The 22,967-nt window shown below is 47.3% G+C and carries 21 protein-coding genes; 4 read left to right on the top strand and 17 right to left on the bottom strand.

The features are described from left to right. Positions 1-40 precede the first annotated feature (40 nt). Together motB and DU481_RS08680 are read left to right on the top strand one after the other, a co-directional pair. Positions 41-952 (top strand): flagellar motor protein MotB, encoded by a 912-nt coding sequence (gene motB, locus DU481_RS08685; protein ID WP_350133801.1) that lies wholly within the window; start codon positions 41-43, stop codon positions 950-952. Positions 953-970: 18 nt separating this feature from the next. Then, positions 971-1,723, top strand: coding sequence for a class I SAM-dependent methyltransferase (locus tag DU481_RS08680; protein ID WP_350133799.1), 753 nt, complete (start codon positions 971-973; stop codon positions 1,721-1,723). Positions 1,724-1,741: 18 nt separating this feature from the next. Here the strand turns inward: DU481_RS08680 and cysS are convergent, their stop codons facing one another. After that, positions 1,742-3,124, bottom strand: coding sequence for a cysteine--tRNA ligase (cysS, locus tag DU481_RS08675; protein ID WP_350133798.1), 1,383 nt, complete (start codon positions 3,122-3,124; stop codon positions 1,742-1,744). A gap of 142 nt (positions 3,125-3,266) precedes the next feature. Between cysS and DU481_RS08670 the strand changes: the two genes are divergently transcribed. Continuing rightward, positions 3,267-3,857: a peptidylprolyl isomerase gene (locus DU481_RS08670; protein ID WP_090319675.1), complete on the top strand. Its 591-nt coding sequence runs from the start codon at positions 3,267-3,269 to the stop codon at positions 3,855-3,857. 29 nt (positions 3,858-3,886) lie between these two features. Continuing rightward, a complete protein-coding gene (locus tag DU481_RS08665) occupies positions 3,887-4,378 on the top strand; it encodes a peptidylprolyl isomerase (protein WP_107804063.1) in 492 nt (163 codons plus the stop codon). 40 nt (positions 4,379-4,418) lie between these two features. Here DU481_RS08665 and DU481_RS08660 read toward each other — a convergent pair whose 3' ends face one another. From DU481_RS08660 to DU481_RS08585, 16 genes are all read right to left on the bottom strand, one after another. Continuing rightward, positions 4,419-5,594 (bottom strand): O-succinylhomoserine sulfhydrylase, encoded by a 1,176-nt coding sequence (locus tag DU481_RS08660; RefSeq protein WP_350133797.1) that lies wholly within the window; start codon positions 5,592-5,594, stop codon positions 4,419-4,421. Positions 5,595-5,720: 126 nt separating this feature from the next. Further along, positions 5,721-7,241, bottom strand: coding sequence for an amidophosphoribosyltransferase (gene purF, locus DU481_RS08655; RefSeq protein WP_350133795.1), 1,521 nt, complete (start codon positions 7,239-7,241; stop codon positions 5,721-5,723). Between the two features lie 37 nt (positions 7,242-7,278). Then, positions 7,279-7,785: a CvpA family protein gene (locus DU481_RS08650; RefSeq protein ID WP_350133793.1), complete on the bottom strand. Its 507-nt coding sequence runs from the start codon at positions 7,783-7,785 to the stop codon at positions 7,279-7,281. A gap of 65 nt (positions 7,786-7,850) precedes the next feature. Continuing rightward, complete coding sequence (locus tag DU481_RS08645; protein WP_350133791.1) at positions 7,851-8,567, bottom strand: SPOR domain-containing protein; 717 nt, start codon at positions 8,565-8,567, stop codon at positions 7,851-7,853. 16 nt (positions 8,568-8,583) lie between these two features. After that, complete coding sequence (gene folC, locus DU481_RS08640; protein WP_350133789.1) at positions 8,584-9,873, bottom strand: bifunctional tetrahydrofolate synthase/dihydrofolate synthase; 1,290 nt, start codon at positions 9,871-9,873, stop codon at positions 8,584-8,586. Between the two features lie 45 nt (positions 9,874-9,918). After that, positions 9,919-10,788, bottom strand: coding sequence for an acetyl-CoA carboxylase, carboxyltransferase subunit beta (gene accD / locus DU481_RS08635; RefSeq protein ID WP_090319696.1), 870 nt, complete (start codon positions 10,786-10,788; stop codon positions 9,919-9,921). Positions 10,789-10,824: 36 nt separating this feature from the next. Then, positions 10,825-11,625 carry a tryptophan synthase subunit alpha gene (gene trpA, locus DU481_RS08630; RefSeq protein WP_350133839.1) on the bottom strand — a complete coding sequence of 267 codons (801 nt, stop codon included), beginning with the start codon at positions 11,623-11,625 and terminating at the stop codon, positions 10,825-10,827. A gap of 111 nt (positions 11,626-11,736) precedes the next feature. Continuing rightward, positions 11,737-12,936: a tryptophan synthase subunit beta gene (gene trpB, locus DU481_RS08625; protein WP_350133787.1), complete on the bottom strand. Its 1,200-nt coding sequence runs from the start codon at positions 12,934-12,936 to the stop codon at positions 11,737-11,739. Beyond that, on the bottom strand, positions 12,933-13,550 hold the full coding sequence (locus DU481_RS08620; RefSeq protein WP_350133786.1) for a phosphoribosylanthranilate isomerase: 618 nt from the start codon (positions 13,548-13,550) through the stop codon (positions 12,933-12,935). The genes trpB and DU481_RS08620 overlap by 4 nt, the downstream gene beginning before the upstream one ends. A gap of 27 nt (positions 13,551-13,577) precedes the next feature. Beyond that, a complete protein-coding gene (gene truA / locus DU481_RS08615; RefSeq protein WP_350133784.1) occupies positions 13,578-14,375 on the bottom strand; it encodes a tRNA pseudouridine(38-40) synthase TruA in 798 nt (265 codons plus the stop codon). Positions 14,376-14,427: 52 nt separating this feature from the next. Next, positions 14,428-16,896, bottom strand: a complete 2,469-nt coding sequence (locus DU481_RS08610; protein WP_350133782.1) for a FimV/HubP family polar landmark protein — start codon at positions 16,894-16,896, stop codon at positions 14,428-14,430. A 185-nt stretch (positions 16,897-17,081) separates the two neighbouring features. Then, positions 17,082-18,194, bottom strand: coding sequence for an aspartate-semialdehyde dehydrogenase (gene asd / locus DU481_RS08605; RefSeq protein ID WP_090319711.1), 1,113 nt, complete (start codon positions 18,192-18,194; stop codon positions 17,082-17,084). A 152-nt stretch (positions 18,195-18,346) separates the two neighbouring features. Continuing rightward, positions 18,347-19,408: a 3-isopropylmalate dehydrogenase gene (gene leuB, locus DU481_RS08600; RefSeq protein WP_350133838.1), complete on the bottom strand. Its 1,062-nt coding sequence runs from the start codon at positions 19,406-19,408 to the stop codon at positions 18,347-18,349. A gap of 26 nt (positions 19,409-19,434) precedes the next feature. Then, positions 19,435-20,073, bottom strand: coding sequence for a 3-isopropylmalate dehydratase small subunit (leuD, locus tag DU481_RS08595; protein ID WP_350133780.1), 639 nt, complete (start codon positions 20,071-20,073; stop codon positions 19,435-19,437). Positions 20,074-20,107: 34 nt separating this feature from the next. Continuing rightward, entirely contained in the window at positions 20,108-21,520 is a 1,413-nt protein-coding gene (gene leuC, locus DU481_RS08590; RefSeq protein WP_350133779.1) for a 3-isopropylmalate dehydratase large subunit, read from the bottom strand. An 87-nt stretch (positions 21,521-21,607) separates the two neighbouring features. Beyond that, on the bottom strand, positions 21,608-22,753 hold the full coding sequence (locus DU481_RS08585; protein ID WP_350133777.1) for an MFS transporter: 1,146 nt from the start codon (positions 22,751-22,753) through the stop codon (positions 21,608-21,610). Positions 22,754-22,967: the final 214 nt, after the last annotated feature.

The following is a 22,967-nucleotide window of genomic DNA, read 5'->3' as shown; positions in this document are numbered from 1 at the left end:
CGCTTCGGAATGACGTTCCATTTGAATTGCGAGAATAATTATGGCTGATGATCTTTCACAACGCCCGATAGTCATCAAGCGAATCAAGAAAGTTGCCGGTGGTCATCACGGCGGCGCTTGGAAAATTGCTTATGCTGACTTTGTCACCGCCATGATGGCATTCTTCTTACTCATGTGGCTGCTGGGATCATCCACCAAGAGTCAATTGGAAGGCATCTCGGAGTATTTCAAAACACCACTCAAGGTCGCCATGACGGGCGGATCGTCCATAGGCGAAACCAGCAGCATATTGAAAGGTGGCGGCACCGATCTGACCCGGCAGCACGGCGAAGTGAAAAAAGGTGAAATTAAAGACGACATCCAAGCCAAGAAAATTATCAAGGAACGCATTGAGCGCATTAAATTGGAAGGCTTGAAGAAAAAAATCGAAGAAGCGGTTGAAAACAATCCCACTTTGAAAAAATTCGCCAATCAGCTTTTGCTGGATATCACGTCCGATGGCTTAAGAATTCAGATCGTCGATGAGCAAAATCGCCCCATGTTTGCACTGGGAAAAGCCGATTTGCAGCCGTACACCAAAACCATTTTGCGCGAGATTGGCAAAATGCTCAATGACGTGGAAAACAAAATCAGTCTCTCCGGCCATACCGACGGAAAACCTTTCCCTACCGGGGACAAAGGTTACAGTAACTGGGAATTATCGGCGGATCGCGCGAACGCTTCGCGCCGCGAGCTGATTATTGGCGGTATGGATACCAACAAGGTTCTGCAAGTAATCGGTTTATCGTCTGCGGTGTTGTTTGACAAGGAAGACCCTGTGAATCCGATCAACCGCCGGATCAGCATCGTCGTCATGAACGAAAAAGCCGAGAAAGCCGTGACCATGGATGGCCAAACCATTGATGTTGATATGCAGGCCGAGCCGAGTAAAGAAATACTGCAGAATCCATAACTCATTTAATTCTTTATCATGTTAAAACGAATCCACCCGGGTATTGCCGCATTAGTTGTTCAGATTGTGACCATTCTGACGGTTTATCTGATTATCCTGTCACAAGCTTTTCCCGGTTTGGGTGTATTTGAATGGAGTTTGGCGCAAGGATTATTGGCGGGATTACTCAGTTACTTCATTCGCATGCCGGTATGGTGGGTTGCTATTCATCTGGGTTTCATACCGCTGGTTGTTGTTGCGCTGGCATGGAATATTTCCTCGACATGGTTCCTGGTTTTTTTTCTCGGCCTATGGCTGGTCTATGGAAAAACCTATAAAACCCAAGTACCGCTGTATCTTTCCAGTCAACGTGCAAATCAAGCGTTGGAATCACTACTGCCGGGCAAAGAGCGATTTTCTTTTGTCGATCTGGGCAGCGGATGTGGCGGTCTGTTGAATAATCTAGCCAGAACACACAAGAATGGTCAGTTTCACGGCATTGAATCCGCTCCCTTACCGTTCTTGATCAGTAAATTAAGAAGCTTTCTGGGTGTTCCAAACTGCAAAATCGTGTGGGGAGATTTCTGGCAGCAGGATTTCTCCCAATACGATGTCGTTTATGTTTATCTGTCGCCGGTGCCGATGGCCGCGTTGTGGGAAAAGGCCGGTAAGGAAATGCGCCCGGGAAGTCTGTTGATTAGCAATACATTCACTATCCCGGGTGTGGTAGCGGATGAAAGTATCAAACTCGATGATTTCTCCAATTCCACGCTATATCTGTGGAAAATTTAGCTTGAGTGAAATGGTGCGCTAAGTGCGGCGCCAAGTCGTTCCTTGCGCGCCGTCTTCGAGGATGATGCCCTGTTGTTGCAGATTTTTACGAATGGCGTCGGCATCGGAGTACCGGCCTTCTTTACGCGCGCTGATACGCTGTTGAATCAGCAGCTCAATGCCATCCGGCGTCAAAGCATCCGATGATCCGGTAGCGATTGTATTCTGCAAATACTCTTGCGGATTCTGCTGCAAAAGACCGAGTAAACCACCCAGTGTTTTCAGTAGCCCGGCATTCTCTTTTGAACCCGATTTATTGATATCGCTCGCCAAATCAAACAAAACAGCAATTGCATCCGGCGTATTGAAATCATCATCCATGGCAATTTTGAATCGTTGCGCGTAGGTGTTATTCCAATCCAGTGCTATCGCATTGACCGGACCGGCATCTTTGAGTGCAATATACAAGCGATCCAACGCAAGCTTGGTATCTTTAAGATGTTGATCGGAATAATTCAGCGGACTGCGATAGTGCGCGCGCAGAATAAAAAAGCGCACGACCTCCGGTTGGTAGAATTTTAAAATCTCACGGACAGTAAAGAAGTTACCCAAAGATTTCGACATCTTTTCGTTGTCGACGCGGACGAATCCATTATGCATCCAGTAATTGACAAAAGGATGATCATGCGCGCCTTCACTTTGCGCGATTTCATTCTCATGATGCGGGAACTGCAGATCCTGCCCACCACCATGAATATCAAAGTGAATGCCTAATAACTGTTCGCTCATCGCGGAGCATTCGATGTGCCAGCCCGGACGCCCCCTGCCCCAAGGAGATTCCCAGAACGGCTCGCCCGGTTTGGCCGATTTCCACAACACAAAATCCAGCGGGTCTTTTTTATTTGAATCAATTTCCACACGCTCGCCAGCGCGCAGGTCGTTCAGGGATTTACCGGAAAGTTTTCCATAATTGGGAAAATCATGTACGGAATAATACACATCGCCATTTTTCGCATGATAAGCCAGACGTTTTTCCACCAGCGTGCTGATCATTGCAATCATATGCTCAACAAAATCCGTCGCGCGCGGCTCATGGCTCGGCGGCAAAACACCCAACGCGGCCGAATCCTCATTCATCGCTTGAATGAAACGTTGTGTCAGTGTTTCGATTGATTCATTATTTTCCTGTGCGCGCTTGATAATTTTATCATCAATATCAGTCACATTCCGCACATAGCTGACTGCGAAATTATTGGCTGTGAACCAGCGGCTAACCGTATCGAAAACCACCAAAACTCGCGCATGTCCCAAATGACAATAATCATAAACCGTCATACCGCATACATAAATTTTTACTTTTCCAGGCGTTATTGAAACAAAATCTTGTTTTTCCCGGGCGATTGAGTTATAAATTTTGAGCATAAGGTCAACAGATAAAATTGTAGAGTCAGCCATCTTCTTGATAGAATCTGGCCGTTCCCGCGCTTTTTGAAATAGCCTTCGAGTATAACATAACGTAGGCGCAAAGCCCTTACCCGCTACTTGCCAATTAGGAAACTTAACTATGCATCGCTGTCAAATTCTGATTTTTTTATTGTTAATTGCACTGTGCTTACCTGTTCACGCCTCAGAGACACGGGTTGAAATGAAAACCAATTTGGGCAGTATCGTTCTCGAGCTTTATCCGGAAAAAGCACCGAAAACCGTCGAGAATTTCCTGCAATATGTTGACGATGGATTTTACAAAAATACCGTCTTTCACCGTGTGATTGCTGGCTTCATGATTCAAGGCGGCGGATTCGATACAGCATTGAAACAAAAACCGGCACGATCGCCGATCCAAAACGAGGCCGATAATGGTTTAAAAAATGAACCCGGAACCATTGCGATGGCGCGCACTTCGGATCCACACTCGGCATCGGCGCAATTTTTTATTAATGTCGCCAATAATGCGTTCCTGAATTACAAAGCGCCGACTCAGAATGGCTACGGATATGCAGTATTCGGCAAGGTGGTTTCCGGCATGGAAGTTGTCAATAAGATTGCATCGCTGCCGACCGGATCTGGTGGCCCTTTTGGCGGTGATGTACCCAAAAATAGCGTCGTTATTGAAGATGTGATAAAACTGCCCGCGCTTGAGAAAAATACGCAATAACAAAAATCATCACTTTACATAGGATAGATATGGTCAGATTACAAACCAATTATGGTGTTATTACGCTTGAACTGGATAGCGAGAATGCGCCGGAAACCGTGCAGAATTTCTTAAATTACGTTACCAGTGGATTCTATGACAATACATTGTTTCATCGTGTTATTGACGACTTTATGATTCAAGGCGGCGGATTTGAGCCTGGAATGAAGCAAAAAAAGACACAACCACCTATCCAGAATGAAGCTGCCAACGGGCTTAAAAATGATTCGTACACTATCGCAATGGCTCGTACCGCCGATGTTCATTCCGCAACGGCGCAATTCTTCATCAATGTCACTAATAACGGCTTTTTGAATTACAAATCTTCAACACCGCAGGGTTTTGGTTATTGCGTGTTCGGTAAAGTAATTGAAGGTCAGGATGTTGTGGATAAAATCAAGAAGGTCAAAACGGGTGATCACGCAGGCCACCAGAATGTTCCACTTGAAAATGTCATCATCGAAAAAGCCGAAGTGATTTAACCGCAATCCGGCAGCCGCTCATCACGATGACATCGTGCCATTATGTCAGTCCGCGGTGCAGATCAGCTTGCAGATCCTGCACCGCTTCCAATCCAACTGCAATACGCAACAATCCATCGGTGATACCGGCAGCATCCCGTGCTTCTTGACTGATACGCGCATGGGTTGTTGTGGCCGGGTGGGTCAGCGTGCTTTTCGCATCGCCCAGATTGGCGGTAATCGATATCAAACGTGTCGAATCAATGACACGCCAAGCGGCTTCTTTACCGCCTTTGACTTCAAACGTCACAATCCCACCACCGGATTTTTGCTGACGTTGCGCTAATGCATGCTGCGGATGCGAGGCTAAGCCGGGATAAAAGACACGCGTCACATTCGGTTGTGCTTCAAGCCATTGTGCCATTTGCAACGCATTTGACGAGTGCGCTTCTATGCGCAACTTAAGCGTTTCCAAACCCTTCAGTATCACCCATGCATTGAAAGCACTGAGTGTCGGCCCGGCAGTACGCAAGAATCCATAGATTCCGCCATCCATCAGCAATTCGCGCTTACCGAGCACAGCACCGCCCAACACTCTGCCTTGTCCGTCCAAATATTTAGTCGCGGAATGAATAACGATATCGGCGCCTAACTCAAGCGGCTTCTGCAGAATAGGGGTACAAAAACAATTATCGACCGCCAGCCAAACGCCTGCTTTCTTGGCAATTTTACTGAGTTCCGCAATATCGGAGATTTCCGTTAACGGATTAGACGGTGTTTCCAAAAAAAACAGCTTGCTATTGGGCTGTATAGCGGCTTGCCATGACTTTACATCGGTCGCCGACACAAAAGTTGTGTCGATATTGAAGCGTTTCAATATGTTATTGAATAAATTGACTGTTGCGCCGAACAAACTGCGCGATGCAACGATATGATCGCCTGCCGACAATAACCCCATTGTGCAGGCCAATATGGCCGACATACCGGAGGACGTCGCGATGCAGGCTTCTGCTCCTTCCAATGCAGCCAGCCGTTCTTCAAACGCGGTCACGGTGGGATTGGTAAACCTGGAATAGATGTTACCCGGTTCATTGCCGGAAAATCGCGCAGCTGCTTGAGCGGCGCTCTCAAAAACGAAACTTGAAGTCAGATACATGGCTTCTGAGTGTTCGTTGAATTGACTGCGATGAACTCCCGTATGGAGCGCCAGCGTTTCAGGCTGTAAGTGATCTGACATAGAATGAACCTTGAGCGAAAACGATATTTATAGAAATCAGGAAAAGTTTATTATGAACAGAGAATTGGGCGACAAATAGCAAGACTCAAAATGACATGATGTTTATTAAATGCTCTGCTCAGTGCGTTATTCGGAAAAAACCAAGCTCAAATCCAATTGTGTATTGAGTTTAGTCTGTAATATCGAATGATTGGAATTGCGCTGTGATTCCAGGGTTTGTAAATATTCGGAAGTAATATCCCCGGTTATATAATTACCGTTGAAACATGAAGTTTCAAAACTTTTAACCGCAGGCAATACTTTTGAGACAGCATGATTTAGTGCATCCAAATCTTGAAAAATCAAATAATCTGCGCCAATTTCATTACAAATTTCTTCTGTCGTGCGATCAGTCGCGATCAATTCCTGGCGCGTCGGCATGTCAATACCGTATACATTCGGATATCGCACCGGGGGCGCTGCGGAAGCAAAGTAAATTTTATTTGCGCCCGCCTCGCGTGCCATCTGAACAATTTCCCGGCTCGTTGTGCCGCGAACGATGGAATCGTCCACCAACATAACATTCTTGCCTCGAAATTCGATACCCATGGCATTCAGTTTTTGCCGCACGGATTTACGTCGCTGCTGCTGACCCGGCATGATGAAGGTGCGGCCGACATAGCGATTCTTGACAAATCCTTCACGAAAATCAATTCCTAAACTGTTGGCAAGCTGTAAGGCGCTGGGGCGGCTGGAATCGGGAATCGGGATGACCACGTCAATATCCAAATGATGCATCGTACTTCTGATTTTCTCAGCCAGATGTTCCCCCATGTTTAATCGCGTTTCGTAAACTGAGATACCGTCAATGACGGAATCGGGCCGGGCTAAATAGACATATTCAAAAATACAGGGATTCAACGAAGCATGGGGGGCGCACTGCTTATTGTAAAAATTGCCGTCTTCATCGATAAAAATAGCTTCCCCGGGTTGTATATCGCGTATCAATTTAAAACCCAGTGTATCCAGCGCCACACTTTCCGATGCGATCAAGTATTCATCGCCCAATTCACTTTCTGCAGTACCAAAAACCAACGGCCGTATGCCATAGGGGTCGCGAAAGGCCAGTAACCCATAACCTGCGATCATCGCCACCACCGCATAAGCGCCTTTGCAGCGTTTATGAACACCCGCCACCGCAGCAAAAATAGTAGCGGGGTCGAGCTGGCCATTGCGCGTGCTTTCCTGCAATTCATGCGCCAGCACATTGAGCAAAACTTCCGAATCGGAATTGGTGTTCACGTGCCGCAAATCGGTTCTGAACAATTCTTGATTCAGTTGTTCCGCGTTGGTTAAATTACCGTTATGACTTAATACAATCCCAAACGGCGAATTGACATAAAAAGGCTGTGCCTCGGCTGAAGAGTTAGCTGACCCGGCGGTAGGATAGCGCACATGACCGATACCGATATTACCTGCCAATGCACGCATGTTTCGGGTACGAAATACGTCACGCACCAACCCTAAACCCTTATGCATGTGAAAAGTATTCCCTTGCGCTGTTACAATGCCGCTTGCATCCTGTCCGCGATGCTGCAACATGAGTAAACCATCATAAAGTAACTGATTGGCGGGTGATTTTGCAACAATGCCGAGAATTCCACACATAGAACTGCTCCGTTAATTTTGTTGTCCTTGGCCCATCTTAAGAATTTTCTTTTCTTTCAAAACTAATGCGTTTTGAAAGATCGGTTGGAAGCCAAGGTAACACTTGCAGTGCAATCGCCTCCAAAGGGCGGCTCAAAACTGCTTGCTGCCAAAATACCTGATTGGGAATTGTCGTTAATCCGGCAATTAAAGTCAGTAACGTTACAATCGCCATCGCCCTTAAAAGACCAAAAATAGAACCAAACAATCGGTCGATGAATCCCAACCCGATACCTTTGATCAATGAAGTCAGCAACATAGTCCCCAGTGCAGTGATCAACAGTACCGCAAGAAACGTTAAAACAAATGCAATCGAAATACGCAGTGTCTCACCGACAATTTCAACCGGTAAAAACTGTTCAAAAAACGATCCATACGCACTGGCTACTATAAAAGCAACTACCCAACCGGCAATGGATAGTGTCTCCCGGACAAATCCCCGGAAAATACTTAAAAGTATTGAAACAAGAAAAATACCGGAAACGACATAATCAAACGCAGTCATCAGTTAAAATCAATCCAATTCTCGTTGATTCATAACAGAAAAATAAAAACCATTCCATTATCAGCTTATTTGGGAGCCACTACACCGTCAAGCCCAATCTTTTTTAGTTTTTTTAGTTCGGTTTCTGCGGCGCTTCGTGTCGCGAAAGGGCCAATCCGTACACGCGTCACTTCATTATGATCGACTTTCAGTGTTTCAGTGTAAGCTTTAAACCCGCTCGATAATAGATTGGCTTGCTGCTGCTTGGCTTTTGCTTGATCGGAAAATGCCCCCAGTTGCACGACAAATGCTTTAGCTGCATCCCCCGGTACTGCTGCGGATGGACTGGCTGAAGTTGCCGCAGGTGCGGGTACGAGTGCAGGTGCTGGGGTATTCACTGCTGCATTATTTTTCACTTCAGGAGCGACAGCTACCGGACGCCGGTCAAATTTTGGTTTAATACCTGGGATTGGAATGCGTTTCTGGTCATTTGACATTCCGGAGTATTCATCATGAGGTTGCAGACCTACTTTCGATTTTCCGGGTAACTCAGGCGATGCCTCATCGTCTATACCCGAAAATTCGCGGCTCACAGGCTCTTCTTTGAGCGCCAAATCATTCCTATTGTTCTTAACCGCCGGCAAGTTGATTGCAATTTCCTGTTTTTCACTTCCGCCTTTTGGCTCATCGAATATAGCCGGCAGTACAATTACAGCAGCAAGTACCAGCATAATAGCGCCAACCAGGCGCCGCCTTGCGCGTTTCCTGAGTAATAATTCTTCTTCACTGATATTTTTATTCATTTGAAATAGCCGATTATTACCTGCTTTGTTGTGTGCTTAGATACTGCAACACCCCGCTTACCGTATAGAACGATCCGAATATGCAAATTCTATCATTTTTACCGGCTTGTTCACAGGCAAAAACAAAAGCCGCGGCACTGTCGGAAAACTGGTGAATGACATCCTTATCGCTTGAAATACCCGCTTGATGAATTTCATCAATCAAATAATCGGCCGATGCAGCGCGAGGAGATGGTATAGCCGATACCAGCCAAAAATCGATATCGTTTTTTAATGCCTGAATGACACCCTGGATATCTTTGTCTAGCAGCATGGAAAATACCGCATAAGTGCGGCCGGATGGCTTCGTAGCTGCTAAATTTTCCGCTAGAACAGCGGCTGCAGCGGGATTGTGAGCGACATCCAAGATAATCATCGGCTGTGTCGAAACCATTTGAAATCTGCCCGGTATGACCGCTTCGCCCAATCCTTGCCGGATGTCTTTCATACTGACCGGTAACAATTCGCACAGGGTATCCAATGCAGCCAGGCAAGCACTTGCATTCTGCAGTTGCTTGGCGCCCCGGAGCGCGGGGAATGGAAGAGAATGCCGCCCCCCTTTCGGTCCCCAGTAATCCCATTGCATGCCTTTATTTGAGAAACCGAATTCTTGGGTCAAACGGAAAAATTGGGCACCGGAAGTTTCAATTTGCTGATAAACAGAATCGGGTATATCAGCTTCCGCACAAATAGCCGGTTTGCCTTTTCTAAAAATCGCGGCTTTCTCAAAACCTATTTTTTCCCGCGTATCTCCCAGATAATCCATGTGATCAAGATCGATACTGGTTACGATTGCACAATCCGCATCGAATATGTTCACCGCATCCAGGCGTCCGCCGAGACCGACTTCTAAGATCGCCACGTCGACACGCGCTTGAATAAATATTTGCACCGCCGCCAATGTGCCAAATTCAAAAAAAGTCAACGACGTATCGCATTCCTTTCTGGCAGCATCGATGTGCGCAAAGGCATCACATAGGCTTTTATCAGCCACTTCATTCTTATCGATGCGGACACGTTCGTTATAGCGCAGCAAATGCGGTGAGGTATAACATCCCACTTTGTAGCCAGCGCAAAATAATATCGATTCCAGCATTGCACAAACCGAGCCCTTACCATTTGTACCTCCCACCATGATTATGGGAAATTGCGGTGTTAAAGCAAGTTTGGATCGAACCCGGTTGACACGCGCCAATCCCATTTCAATCGTTTTGGGATGAAGCGATTCCAGATATGTTAACCAATCAGCAAGCGAATCAGCTTCCATTTGGCGTGCCTGTATTAAGCAGGAAGTGAAATGATCAAACGGTATTTAAGGAATGGGCGCAGGAATACGCATCAGTTGCGTGCAGAGATTGACAATCTTGTCACGCATTTGCCGCCGGTCCACGATCATATCGATCGCACCGTGCTGCAATAAAAATTCAGCGCGCTGGAAGCCATCAGGAAGTGTCTGGCGCACCGTTTGTTCAATGACACGCGGACCGGCAAAACCGATCAGTGCGCCGGGTTCGGCAATCACCACATCGCCAAGAAAGGCAAAACTGGCGGATACACCACCCATCGTCGGGTCGGTCAGAACCGATATGAACGGTAATTTCCGATGACTCAGTTTAGTCAGCACGGCCGTTGTTTTCGCCATTTGCATCAAGGAGAACAAACCTTCCTGCATGCGAGCGCCGCCACTGGCGCTGAAACAAATAAAGGGCAGGTGGTGATCAATACAAGTTTTGACACCGCGCACGAATCGTTCGCCTACGACTGAGCCCATCGAACCACCCATAAAACCGAATTCAAATACCGCGACAACGACCGGCATCGTTTTGATGGTGCCTTGCAGCACCACTAAGGAATCTTGCTCGTCAGTGTTTTCTTTCGCTTGTGCCAGGCGATCCGTATAACGTTTGCTGTCTTTGAATTTCAGTGCATCAGTGGCAACCACTTCAGCACCGATTTCATAACGCCCTTCCGGATCAAGCAGTTGATCGAGACGATTTCTTGCCGAAATACGGTTATGAAAATCACATTTAGGGCAAACATTCAAATTCTTGGCTAGGTCCGTGTAGTATAAAACCGCTTCACAGGTGCGGCATTTACTCCACAAGCCTTCCGGCACTATTTTCTTTTCACCTGCTTCTTTTCTCTTGATCTTTGGCGGGATAATGTTCTGAAACCAGCTCATCTGTGACGTTTCCTAAAACGTGTTTTAAACATTGTTTCAATTCTCATCAATGGCTTTACGCAAGGTGCCGATCAGATTTCCTACGTTTCCGAGCAACTCAGCTTCCGGAGATTTTTCGATTTCCTCGATGATGCGGCTGCCAACCACCACGGCATCGGCCAGATCAGCGACTGCCTTGGCTGTTGCGCCATCGCGAATGCCAAATCCGACACCGATCGGCAATGCGATATATTGGCGTAACCGTGCCAGCATCGCGCTAACATCCTGAAGATTGAGGTGGGATGCGCCGGTCACCCCTTTTAGAGAAACATAGTAAACGTAGCCTCTGGCCATTTTCGCCACTTGTTCAATGCGTGCCTGCGGTGTTGTTGGGGACAGCAAAAAGATCGCGTCGATTTCCTGTTGCTCGAGGCATTGCACCCATTCGGCCGATTCTTCAGGCGGATAATCGACAATCAAGACACCATCGACACCGCTATCTTTTGCCTTGGCTGCAAAGGCTGCATAACCCAGAGCTTCAACCGGATTGGCGTACCCCATTAAAACAACCGGTGTCGTGCTATCCGTTTTTCTGAATTCACTCACCATGTGCAAAACATCATGCAGACTGACGTGATGCTTTAATGCACGCTCCGATGATCTCTGAATTGTCGGTCCATCCGCCATGGGATCGGAAAAAGGCACGCCCAATTCGACGATATCAGCACCCGATTGAACCAGTTGGTGCATCAATTGAACGGTTATTTCCGGATTAGGATCACCGGCGGTAATAAATGGAATGAGTGCTTTCCGGTTTTGATTTTTTAGTGCAGCGAATTTCGTGGCAATACGATTTATCTTTTTAGCGTCATTTTGATCGCTGAAAATATTCATTAAACTCTTTATAAAGCTCATGTGGTCATCCGCTCTCAATTCTTCTCAGAAAACTGCAAAATACTGCTACTCAAGTTACAGCGTTAAACCGGACATTTGCGCAACCGTTGCCATATCCTTGTCACCTCGTCCGGACAAATTCACCAGCAGCAGCTTATCTTTGGGTAAAGTAGGCGCATATTTGGCAGCGTAAGCCAGCGCATGGCTTGACTCCAATGCCGGCATAATACCTTCATACCGGCATAGCGTATGGAATGCTTCCAATGCTTCATCATCAGTGATTGCGACATATTCAGCACGGCCGCAATCTTTAAGCCAGGCATGCTCCGGTCCCACGCCGGGATAATCAAGGCCGGCAGAAATGGAATGGGTCTCAATGATCTGACCATTCTCATCTTGGATCAGATAAGTACGGTTACCATGCAATACGCCCGGTTTCCCCGTTGATAACGTTGCTGCATGCTGATGCGTATCAATACCTTTTCCCGCTGCTTCCACGCCAATCAGGCGCACATTGGTATCGTTAATATAAGGATAAAATAAGCCGATCGCATTCGATCCACCACCGACGCAAGCAATCAGCGCATCCGGCTGACGATTGAAATCCTCCTGCATTTGTACTTTGGCTTCGTTTCCGATCACTGCCTGAAAATCTCTCACCATCATTGGATAAGGATGCGGTCCAGCTACGGTACCGATAATGTAAAAAGTATCTTCAACATTGGTGACCCAATCGCGCATCGCTTCATTCAAGGCATCTTTTAAGGTTCGTGACCCGGATTCGACCGGCACTACTGTGGCGCCCAGCAATTTCATGCGATAAACATTGGTGGCCTGCCGTTTCACATCTTCGGAACCCATGTAAACCACGCATTCCATACCGTAACGCGCGGCTACTGTCGCACTTGCCACGCCATGCTGACCCGCGCCGGTTTCTGCTATGACTCGTTTTTTACCCATGCGCCGCGCGAGCAAAGCCTGACCGATGGTGTTGTTGATTTTGTGCGCGCCGGTATGGTTTAAATCCTCTCGCTTCAAAAGTATCTGTGCGCCCCCTAAATGCTCCGACCACCTTTTGGCGTGATAAATAGGACTGGGACGTCCGACATAATGTTTTAATTCATAAGCAAATTCTGCTTTAAATTCGGGATCATCGCGATAAAATTCATATTGCTTGCGCAAATCTTCCAAAGCTGAAATTAACGTTTCAGCGACAAATATGCCGCCATAGGGACCAAAATGGCCTTCTTTATTCGGCAGGTCATAAGCACTCACAATTGTTTAACTCCTTGCATGAAAGCAATAATTTTTTTCTTATCCTTGATACCCTTTGAGGTTTCCACACCACTTGAGACATCAACCGCCCAGGGTTGGGTTTGTTTGATCGCTCTTGCCACATTATCGGGATTTAAACCACCGGAAAGAATGAGCGGTAGAGACAATTGCTGTGGAATAAGTTGCCAATCAAAAGCGTGTCCAGTACCTCCGGGCATGTCCGCAGCATAAGTATCGAGTAACAATCCTTTTGCTGCCCCGTAACGTTGGGCGTATTGTAGCAAATCTGTATCCGGTTTGACTCGAATCGCTTTAATATAAGGCTGGGAAAATTGATTGCAGAATTCCGGCGATTCATCACCATGAAATTGCAGCAGATTGAGTTTGGCAGCACGAGCGGTTTCTTCGACCCAAGCCGAATCTGGATCGACATAGACACCGACCGTACAAATGAAAGGTGGAATCACTTCGGCAATCCGGCGCGCGGATTCCGGATCAATATAGCGCGTACTGTGTGGCCAGAAAACAAAACCGATGGCATCAACACCGTTCTGAACCGCTGCAATTGCGTCTTCACTACGGGTAATTCCGCATACTTTTACGCGCACTGACATGGAAATCTATATCGTCTTGTGTATAACTTAATTATGTATCGATAGCCCCGGAATGACCGGGAGCTGGGAAAACTCCGGCATCCCCCAGTCAGCATCGTATTTCACACCCGCCAGATACAATCCTGCAGGAGAAAATGTCGGCGCCGCATATGTCCGGTTACGGCTGTCCAGCAATGCATGCATCCATTCGACAGAATACTTGCCTTTCCCGATATAAACAAGGCAGCCGATAATATTTCTCACCATGTGATGCAAAAATGCATTTGCACATAGCTCAAAAACAAATAAATTTCCTTGTTGGGAAATAGTCAACCGGGTGATTGTCCGTACCGGAGACTTCGCTTGACACTCCGCCGCCCGGAATGCGGAGAAATCATGTTCACCCACCAGGATTGCGCCCGCGCTTTGCATTTGCTCCAATTGCAGCGGGTGATGGTACCATCCCACCTTGTTGTTATTGAGACCGGGACGAACCGATTGGTTTAATAACAAATAGATATAGCGCCGCTCTACAGCGCTATATCTTGCGTGGAATTCGCTGGATACCTCTGCCGCCCATAGAATGGCAATATCACTGGGCAAGAGCGCATTGACACCACGTATCCATGCATTGACCGGGCGTTGCGCTGATGTATCAAAGTGAACGACTTGATAAAGTGCATGAACTCCGGTATCGGTGCGGCCCGCAGTGATGATGCGAATTTTTTCCTGTGCGATCTTGGATAGGGTTGCCTCAAGCGTATCTTGAATCGAGCAGCCTTGCGGTTGGCTTTGCCATCCGCAATAACGGCTGCCGTCATACTCTAAAACCAGCGCTATCCGCACAAACTAGAATTGCCATACAGGTTGATTGGGTGCAATGTGCGTTAAGAAGCCATTACAGGCTTTTTAGCATTTTCTTTGCAGCTTTCTTCTGCTTATCGTCGCCATCTCGGATGACCTCCTCAAGCATTTCTTTGGCGCCTTCCTTATCGTCCATTTCTTGATAAGCTTTTGCCAAGTCGAGCTTGGTTTCCACTTCCTGCCATTGCTCGCTCTTTTCACCCAAATCAGGATTCTCATTCTTTTCACTCTCTTGGGTGGAATCTTCAAGATTCAAATCAATGCCGGCTAAATCGGGAATGCTGGATTCCAATTCCGGTTCAATGGCTTCATGCGCAACTTCCAGCGATGAATCAAATTCCAAGGGTTCATCTAATCCAGAGAATTTCTCACTGCTGTCAATCGCTATTGATTCGTCATCTAATGATGGCACTTCAATTTCATTCACTGTTTTATCTTCAGTAAAATCAATATCAGAATCGCCTAAATCAAAATCCAGTTTTTCATCGTCATTTAGATTGACAGAATCGAGAGATTTTTCCGAATCGTCAAAATTAATTTCCAGTGCATAATCTGAAGTGCTCTCAGGCGCTCTCAAATCTTCTGCAGCGCTCGATAATCCAGCTTCATCTCCAATCGATGATTGATTTGCAGCCACTTGATGTTTAGCATCAGTAGCCTCGTCACTCAAATCGAAATCAATCTGATTGGCTGGAGTGGTCGAATCCTGATCGGAATCATCCGATTGACCATATTCTTCTGCAAAATTATCCTGCACATTTTCATCAATGGGCTGCTCATCCTGTTGCAAATCATTTGCCGATTGTTCATCGTCAACTGGCGATTCTGAAACAGAATCATATTGCGCGACATTGTCTTCGTAATATTGAGCATCCTTATCAAACTCTTCATCCTCGGAAGAAGCATTAATATTCTGATAAGTTAAATCATCCTCTTCACGCTCTGCGGTAGGTACATCAGCGGCCGCATCCGTAGCTGCCTGGGCAGCAGTCATTGTCGCCATACGCGATCGCATGGCTGAAGAGAAATTCTCTTTCTTGTCCTCTTCTTCCTCACCGGCTTCTTCCAATTGGTTGCGGCGTCTTTTCATCATGAGCAAAATCAGCGACAACCCTAGCACCGATGCAGCAGCAATATACTCAATGTAATTGAGTAACAGATCAATCCAGGACTGACCCTCAGCATCTTCTGGCGGCAAGGGTAATGGAGTCACTGGCGCAGTCTTTGCTGCTTCGGGCGCCGGTTGAGTAACTGGAATCTCTTGCGCGGCGGTGGATTCCGATTCCTGCTTCGGACCTTTTTCAGCTACCGTATCTACTGCAGTTGCAGTTTGGATTTCCGGTTTAACAGTAGTTTTTGAAGCCGGTTCCGCTTTGAGTTGGGCTTGCGCCAGAACGGAATCCTTCAGTTCTAATAATTGCTTAAGATTATCAATGCTTTTTTCCAGCATCGCCACACGTTCATTGGCTTCCTTTAAAGCTAGGTTTCGTGCGATGGCATCCTCTTCCATCATGCGCAGACGATCGACAAGATTTGCGTCAGGAGTCTTACCGTCCTTATCCGGCAATTGAGCACCACTGGATAGTTTCAGAACTTCTTTAGATGCACTTGGCGCTGCAGCGGATTTCTTATCCAGCGTGGTTGTAATCTGACCTTGATCCGATTGGCTGATCGTGCGGGATGCCGGTGATTCTCGGCTAATATCCGCCAGTTTTCCTCGATAACTGCGCCAATCCGCAGTTTGCATTTTAATTTCTGCTTTTGCGGTTGTTGTATCAATCGATGCAATTTCGTTTTTCTCGGGTATTTTCAGAACTGCACCGGCTTTGAGCAGGTTCATGTTGTCTGCAATAAAGGCATCCCGGTTTGCATGATAGAGCGCCACCAGCATTTGATTAAGATCGACACCGACTGGTGATACCTGGCGCGCGATGGATGATAGGGTATCTCCCCGTTTTACCGGTCCATAGGATTTTTTCGTTTGCCCGGTAGCATGATTTTTTCGCTTGGGTGATGAATTTGCAGTTGGGTTATCTTTCTCAGCACTAGGTGCTCTTTCCTCATCCAGGCGGGTTGCCACTATCGCTGGAGTGGAACTGGTGCTGGCTGCCGCAAGATTTTGCGTATTGGTCTCAACCGGATCAAGCAGAACCGTATATTCACGTAATATCCGGCCTGAAGACCAGCTGAGCTCCATCAATATCATCAAAAAAGGATCGTTGACAGCTTGCGGAGAGGTCAGCTTGATATAGGGATTACCATTCGACCGTAATTCTACCGATGCTTTGACAGCCGACAGCACCGATTCATAGTTGATACCGGCTTGGGCAAACGCTTCCCGAGTGGCGACACTGGCTTTTAGAGATGCCACATCATCGCTGCTGGTAGTGACAATCTCGATTTCAGCGGCAAGCGGTTGTCCCAAAGCGGAATTGAGTGTCAGCTTACCAAGTCCTGCGGCTTGAACAACAGCCCATGGCAACATCAGAACGATTACAAGCAAGCTTACTCTGAAAGATGTTTTATACACCGAAGTACCCTCTCTAGTTTTTTTGAAAAAAGATATCGAAAGGCTAACATTGTGACGCAATCATGTAAGCTAAGATTATGCCTTAAATTACAGGCTAATTCATATAAAACAGACCTATAATTGTTAAAATGTACCTAAAGTGTGAAGAAATGAGAATTTCAATGCTGAATCAGTATGCGCAGCATTCTTCGCAGCGGTTCCGCCGCGCCCCATAATAATTGATCACCGACGGTAAAAACGGATAAATATTCTTTACCCATCGCCAACTTACGTAATCGTCCCACCGGTATCGATAAAGAGCCTGTTACGGCAGTCGGTGTTAATCTGGAAGTGGTTGCTTCTCTTTCGTTAGGAACAACCTGCACCCAATCATTGGATTGAGCGATAATTTCCTCGATTTCATCCAATGGCACATCTTGTTTTAGTTTGATGGTGAGCGCCTGGCTATGGCAACGCATTGCACCGACACGCACGCAGATGCCATCGACAGGTATTTGCTGGTCGCTGCTTCCGAGAATCTTGTTGGTTTCCGCCTGTCCTTTCCATTCTTCCCGGCTCTGTCCATTGGCGACTTCTTTGTCGATCCAAGGAATCAGACTGCCTGCCAGCGGCACACCGAAATTTTCCGTGGGGAATTTTTTATCGCGTAATGTGCCGGCAACTTCACGGTCAATTTCCAGAATGCTGGAAGCTGGATCGTTCAACAAATCCTTGGCTACGCGATGCGCTTCACCCATTTGTTGCAGTAATTCGCGCATATTTTTCGCACCGGCACCCGAGGCTGCTTGATAAGTCATGGCGCTCATCCACTCCACCATGCCTTTCTCAAAAAGCCCGCCGACGGCCATGAGCATCAAGCTGACCGTGCAATTACCGCCAATATAGTTTTTCACGCCGTCATGCAGTGCCTGTTCAATGACCGGTTTATTGACCGGATCCAGTATGATCACGGCATCTTTTTCCATGCGTAATGCGGATGCTGCATCGATCCAATAACCTTGCCAGCCGGATTGGCGTAATTGCTTGAAAACCTGATTGGTGTAATCTCCGCCCTGGCAGGAAATGATGATATCCATCGCGCTCAGTTGATCCAGGTCGAAAGCATCTTTTAATGGCGGCGTTTCCTTGCCAATTTCAGGGCCTGTACCGCCTTTTTGTGAAGTCGTGAAAAAAACAGGATCAATCAGAGAAAAATCTTCTTCTTCCCGCATTCTTTGCATCAAGACGGAACCTACCATGCCACGCCAACCAACAAAACCAACTTGTTTCATTGCTTATCTCTTACCTTAAAATTGACAACCGGTTAATCAAATAAAAACACTGCTTAAATATTAACTTACATTACAAATTGATACCCAGTGAGTAATGCGCCAATACACCGCCAATTCAATCATTCGTACATTAATCCGCTACCAAAGCGCTTTCACATCGCCGACAACACTGCATCACCCATCGCCTTAGTGCCAACCGTCTTCATTCCAGACTCATCGATATCTTTTGTGCGGTAGCCTGCAGCCAAAACTTTTTTGACAGCATTCTCGATGCGTTGCGCGGCTTCTTCCCGGTTGAATGTGTAACGTAACATCATGGCCGCCGATAATATTGTTGCCAGCGGATTCGCCAGATCCTTGCCGGCAATATCCGGCGCCGAACCATGAATCGGTTCGTACAAACCTTTATTATTTTCATCCAGCGAAGCGGAAGGCAACATGCCGATCGATCCCGTTAGCATCGAAGCTTCATCGGACAATATATCGCCGAACATGTTTCCGGTAACGATGACATCGAATTGCTTCGGATTGCGCACCAATTGCATCGCGGCATTATCGACCAACATATGCGACAGCATGACTTGCGGATATTCTTTTGCCACTTCGATAACCACGTCGCGCCATAATTGTGTGCATTCCAGCACATTCATTTTATCCACGGAGCACAATTTTCCCTGCCGTTTAGCCGCGGCTTGAAAAGCAACATGGGCAATCCGCCGTATTTCGGATTCACTGTAAATCATCGTGTTAAATCCGACACGTTGTCCGTCTCGCGTCTCAATTCCGCGCGGCTCGCCAAAATAAATATCTCCCGTCAATTCGCGCACGATCATGATATCGAGGCCCGCAACCACGTCATACTTCAAACTGGAAGCATTGGCTAGTTCAGGATAGAGAATCGCCGGGCGCAGATTGGCAAATAAATTCAGTTCTTTGCGGATAGCGAGCAGTCCCCTTTCGGGGCGTTGATGGCGTGGCAACGCATCGTATTTCGGCCCGCCAACGGCTCCGAGTAGAACCGCATCCGCTTGACTGGCCAATCGATGCGTCGCGGCCGGATAAGGTTCACCCGTGGCGTCAACCGCGCAGCCGCCGATCAAGCCGTATTCCAGCTCGATAGCCAAGCCATCCGTTTTTAAAGCATCCAGTACACGTACGGCTTGCGCGATGATTTCAGGACCAATTCCATCGCCTGCTAAAACAGCAATTTTCATCATATTTTAATTTTTAGTAATAATCTTTATATGAACAACCAGGGTTGCTCATTGCGCCGTTTCTGTTCAAATTGTTTAATCTTCTCGGCATGCTGCAAAGTGAGGCCGATTTCATCCAAGCCGTTCAGCAAGCAATGCTTACGAAAAGCATCAACCTCAAATTTAAATTCTGTGTTTTGTGGTGTGATCACTGTCTGTTTCTCGAGGTCTACCGTCAAACGATACCCTACTGCCGATTTAACTTCTTCAAACAAATGATCCATTTGCGCTGCGTCAAGCACAACTGGCAGCAAGCCAATCTTAAAACAATTATTAAAAAAGATATCGGCAAAACTGGGAGCAATGATGACGCGAAAGCCATAATCCTGAAGCGACCAAGGCGCGTGTTCGCGGCTCGATCCGCAACCAAAATTGGCTCGTGCCAGCAGTATCTGCGCCCCTTGATAGCGGGCTTGATTCAGCACAAATTCGGGATTCGGCTGGCGTTGCGCTGCATCCATGCCCGGCTCCCCATGATCGAGATAGCGCCATTCATCGAATAAGTTCTGGCCAAAGCCGGAACGTTTGATTGATTTAAGAAATTGTTTCGGAATAATGGCATCGGTATCTACATTGGCACGATCCAGCGGCGCCACCAAGCCGGTAAAAGTATGAAATTTTTCCATTTATTTGTGTGAGCAGTTGCTTGCAGCCCGTAATCTATTGATTGAATTCGCGTACGTCGACGAAATGCCCGGCAATTGCGGCAGCGGCGGCCATCACCGGACTGACCAGATGCGTTCTGCCGCCGGGTCCTTGCCGCCCTTCGAAGTTCCGATTTGAAGTTGAGGCACACCGTTCACCCGCCGTTAAACGGTCGTCATTCATCGCCAGACACATCGAACAACCGGGTTCACGCCATTCAAATCCAGCCGCGACAAAAACTTTATCCAACCCCTCTTGCTCGGCTTGTTTCTTGACCAATCCGGAGCCTGGAACGACCAGCGCTTGTTTGATATTGGCGGCAATATGTTTACCTTTGACGATGTGCGCCGCCGCGCGCAGGTCTTCGATACGTGAATTCGTACATGAACCAATGAAAATTTTATCCAGTGTAATCTGCGTGATGGGCAAATTGGCCGACAGTCCCATGTAGTTCAGCGCTTGCTGCATGTCGTGGCGCTTGACTTCATCACCAATCAACGCAGGATCAGGCACGGCACCGTCAATCGTTGTCACCATTTCAGGCGAAGTCCCCCACGTCACTTGTGGTTTAATCCGCGCAGCATCCAAAGTCACGGTACGGTCAAAAACCGCATCCTCGTCGCTAAAGAGTGTGCGCCAATAAGCAGCCGCGCTATCCCACATCTCGCCCTGCGGCGCAAAAGGCCGTCCTTTAATGTAATTAATCGTGGTATCGTCAACCGCGACCATCCCGGCGCGCGCACCGGCTTCAATGGCCATATTACACAGCGTCATGCGCCCTTCCATCGATAACGCGCGAATGGCGCTGCCCATGAATTCAATCGCGTAGCCGGTACCACCCGCAGTGCCGATTTCACCGATAATGGCCAAAGCAATATCTTTGGCGGTGACGCCAAAACCCAATTGACCTTCGACCGCGATACGCATGGTTTTTGATTTTTTCATCAACAAACACTGCGTCGCCAATACATGCTCGACTTCCGATGTGCCGATGCCAAATGCCAAACAGCCAAATGCGCCATGCGTGCTGGTGTGTGAATCGCCGCAAACGACCGTCATGCCGGGCAATGTAGCGCCCTGCTCCGGACCGATGACATGCACAATACCTTGCCGCAAGTCATTCATCTTGAACTCGGTAATTCCCAGCTCGGCGCAATTCTGATCCAGCGTATCCACTTGCAAACGCGAGATGGGGTCATGAATGCCGTGGCTGCGATCCGTAGTCGGTACATTATGATCCGCTACGGCAAGTATGGAATTCAGGCGCCAAGGTTTTCTTCCCGCCAGCTTTAAACTTTCGAATGCTTGCGGACTGGTCACTTCGTGTACTAGATGGCGATCAATATAGATCAGCGCCATACTGCCCGGATCATCAGATTCAGTATGCACTACATGTTGATTCCAAAGTTTGTCGTATAGTGTTTGCATCGGATCGGGTAAAAAATTTAAAAATCGTAAACGCGCGATTATCCCATAAAGTTTACAGATACAACAAACCCAGCTCGCCATGGGGCATTAATGGTTAAACGATTTCATTTTCCACGCGATTAAAACCAAGCCGGCCAATGCTGCTGCTGCATTGATGAAGAAAGTAATATCCGCACCCAGCCAATCCCAAGTATATCCGCTGAACACCGCACCCAATGCACCGCCTATGCCATATGCAGTACTAGTGTAAATTGCTTGACCTTTTGCTTGATGGCGCCCTTGAAAGAATTGATGAATGACCATCATGGCAGCTACATGATGCGTGCCATAAGTCGCCGCATGCAGAATCTGCGCAAAAATAATCACGACCGGCCACTCCACACACTGCCCTATCAATACAAAACGAAGAGCCGCACAGGCGAAACTAAAAATCAGAATATGTTTTAAACGAAAATGCCGCATCAGCCAGGGCATGATGAAGAAAATACCGATCTCGCAAATCACGCCGGTCGCCCATAACCACCCAACGAATCCTTTTTCATACCCATGTTCCACCAGATAAATGGAGAAAAAAGTATAGTAGGCGCCATGCGCAAACAGCATCAGCAGGCTGGACAGCAAAAACGCCATGACTTCCGGGCGCAGGCAAATCTGCCGGACCGAATGCAGTCCGGTGGTGTGACGCATGATTTCTTTTTCAGGAATGTGATAAGAAAAAATCACAATACCCAGCTTAAGCCCAAGCACAACCCATAATAGCCAGATAATTTCCACTCGTTCCAGCAAGTAACCAATCCCAACCACCGCCAAAACAAAACCCACCGACCCCCAGGAACGAATCCGCCCATACTTATCGGTATAGTTTTCCAGGTGAGAGAGCGTAATCGCTTCCATCAGCGGCAGCGAAGCGCTCCAGAAGAAACTCATCAACAACATGACAAAAAATATCCAGGCAAAGGATTCGCCCGCAAAGAAGCCGCAAAAACTCAATAAACCGCTGACCGCTGCCACCTGGACGACACGCACGCGCTTACCGGTATGATCCGCCAGCCATCCCCAAACCGCCGGTGAAAAAATCCGCGCAACCAGCAGCAATGACATCAACACGCCGATTTGCAGCGCGTTAAAAGATAGGGATTGCAAATACAAGCTCCAATACGGTGAAAATGCGCCAATGAAAGCAAAGTAAAAAAAATAAAAACCGGACAGACGCCAGTAAGGAAGTGATGGCATAGCGTGCGTAAACTGATGCAGTAATTAAACTTAGGAAGCCAACTCAAAGAAAGAAAACATAAAACGCACAGAACCGGGCCCAAACGGCGGCAATACATTCTGAGTTACCGGAATATGCTCATTCTACAAGAATTCACACTGCAAATCTTTTCTCCATCCACTGCAGAATTGCACTGTTTCTCACTCTCCCCATCGTAGATAGTTGACAATCCAT

The sequence above is a fragment of the Nitrosomonas sp. genome, assembly GCF_040240425.1.
Classification (GTDB): domain Bacteria; phylum Pseudomonadota; class Gammaproteobacteria; order Burkholderiales; family Nitrosomonadaceae; genus Nitrosomonas.
This window is presented reverse-complemented; position numbering and strand designations above follow the sequence as displayed.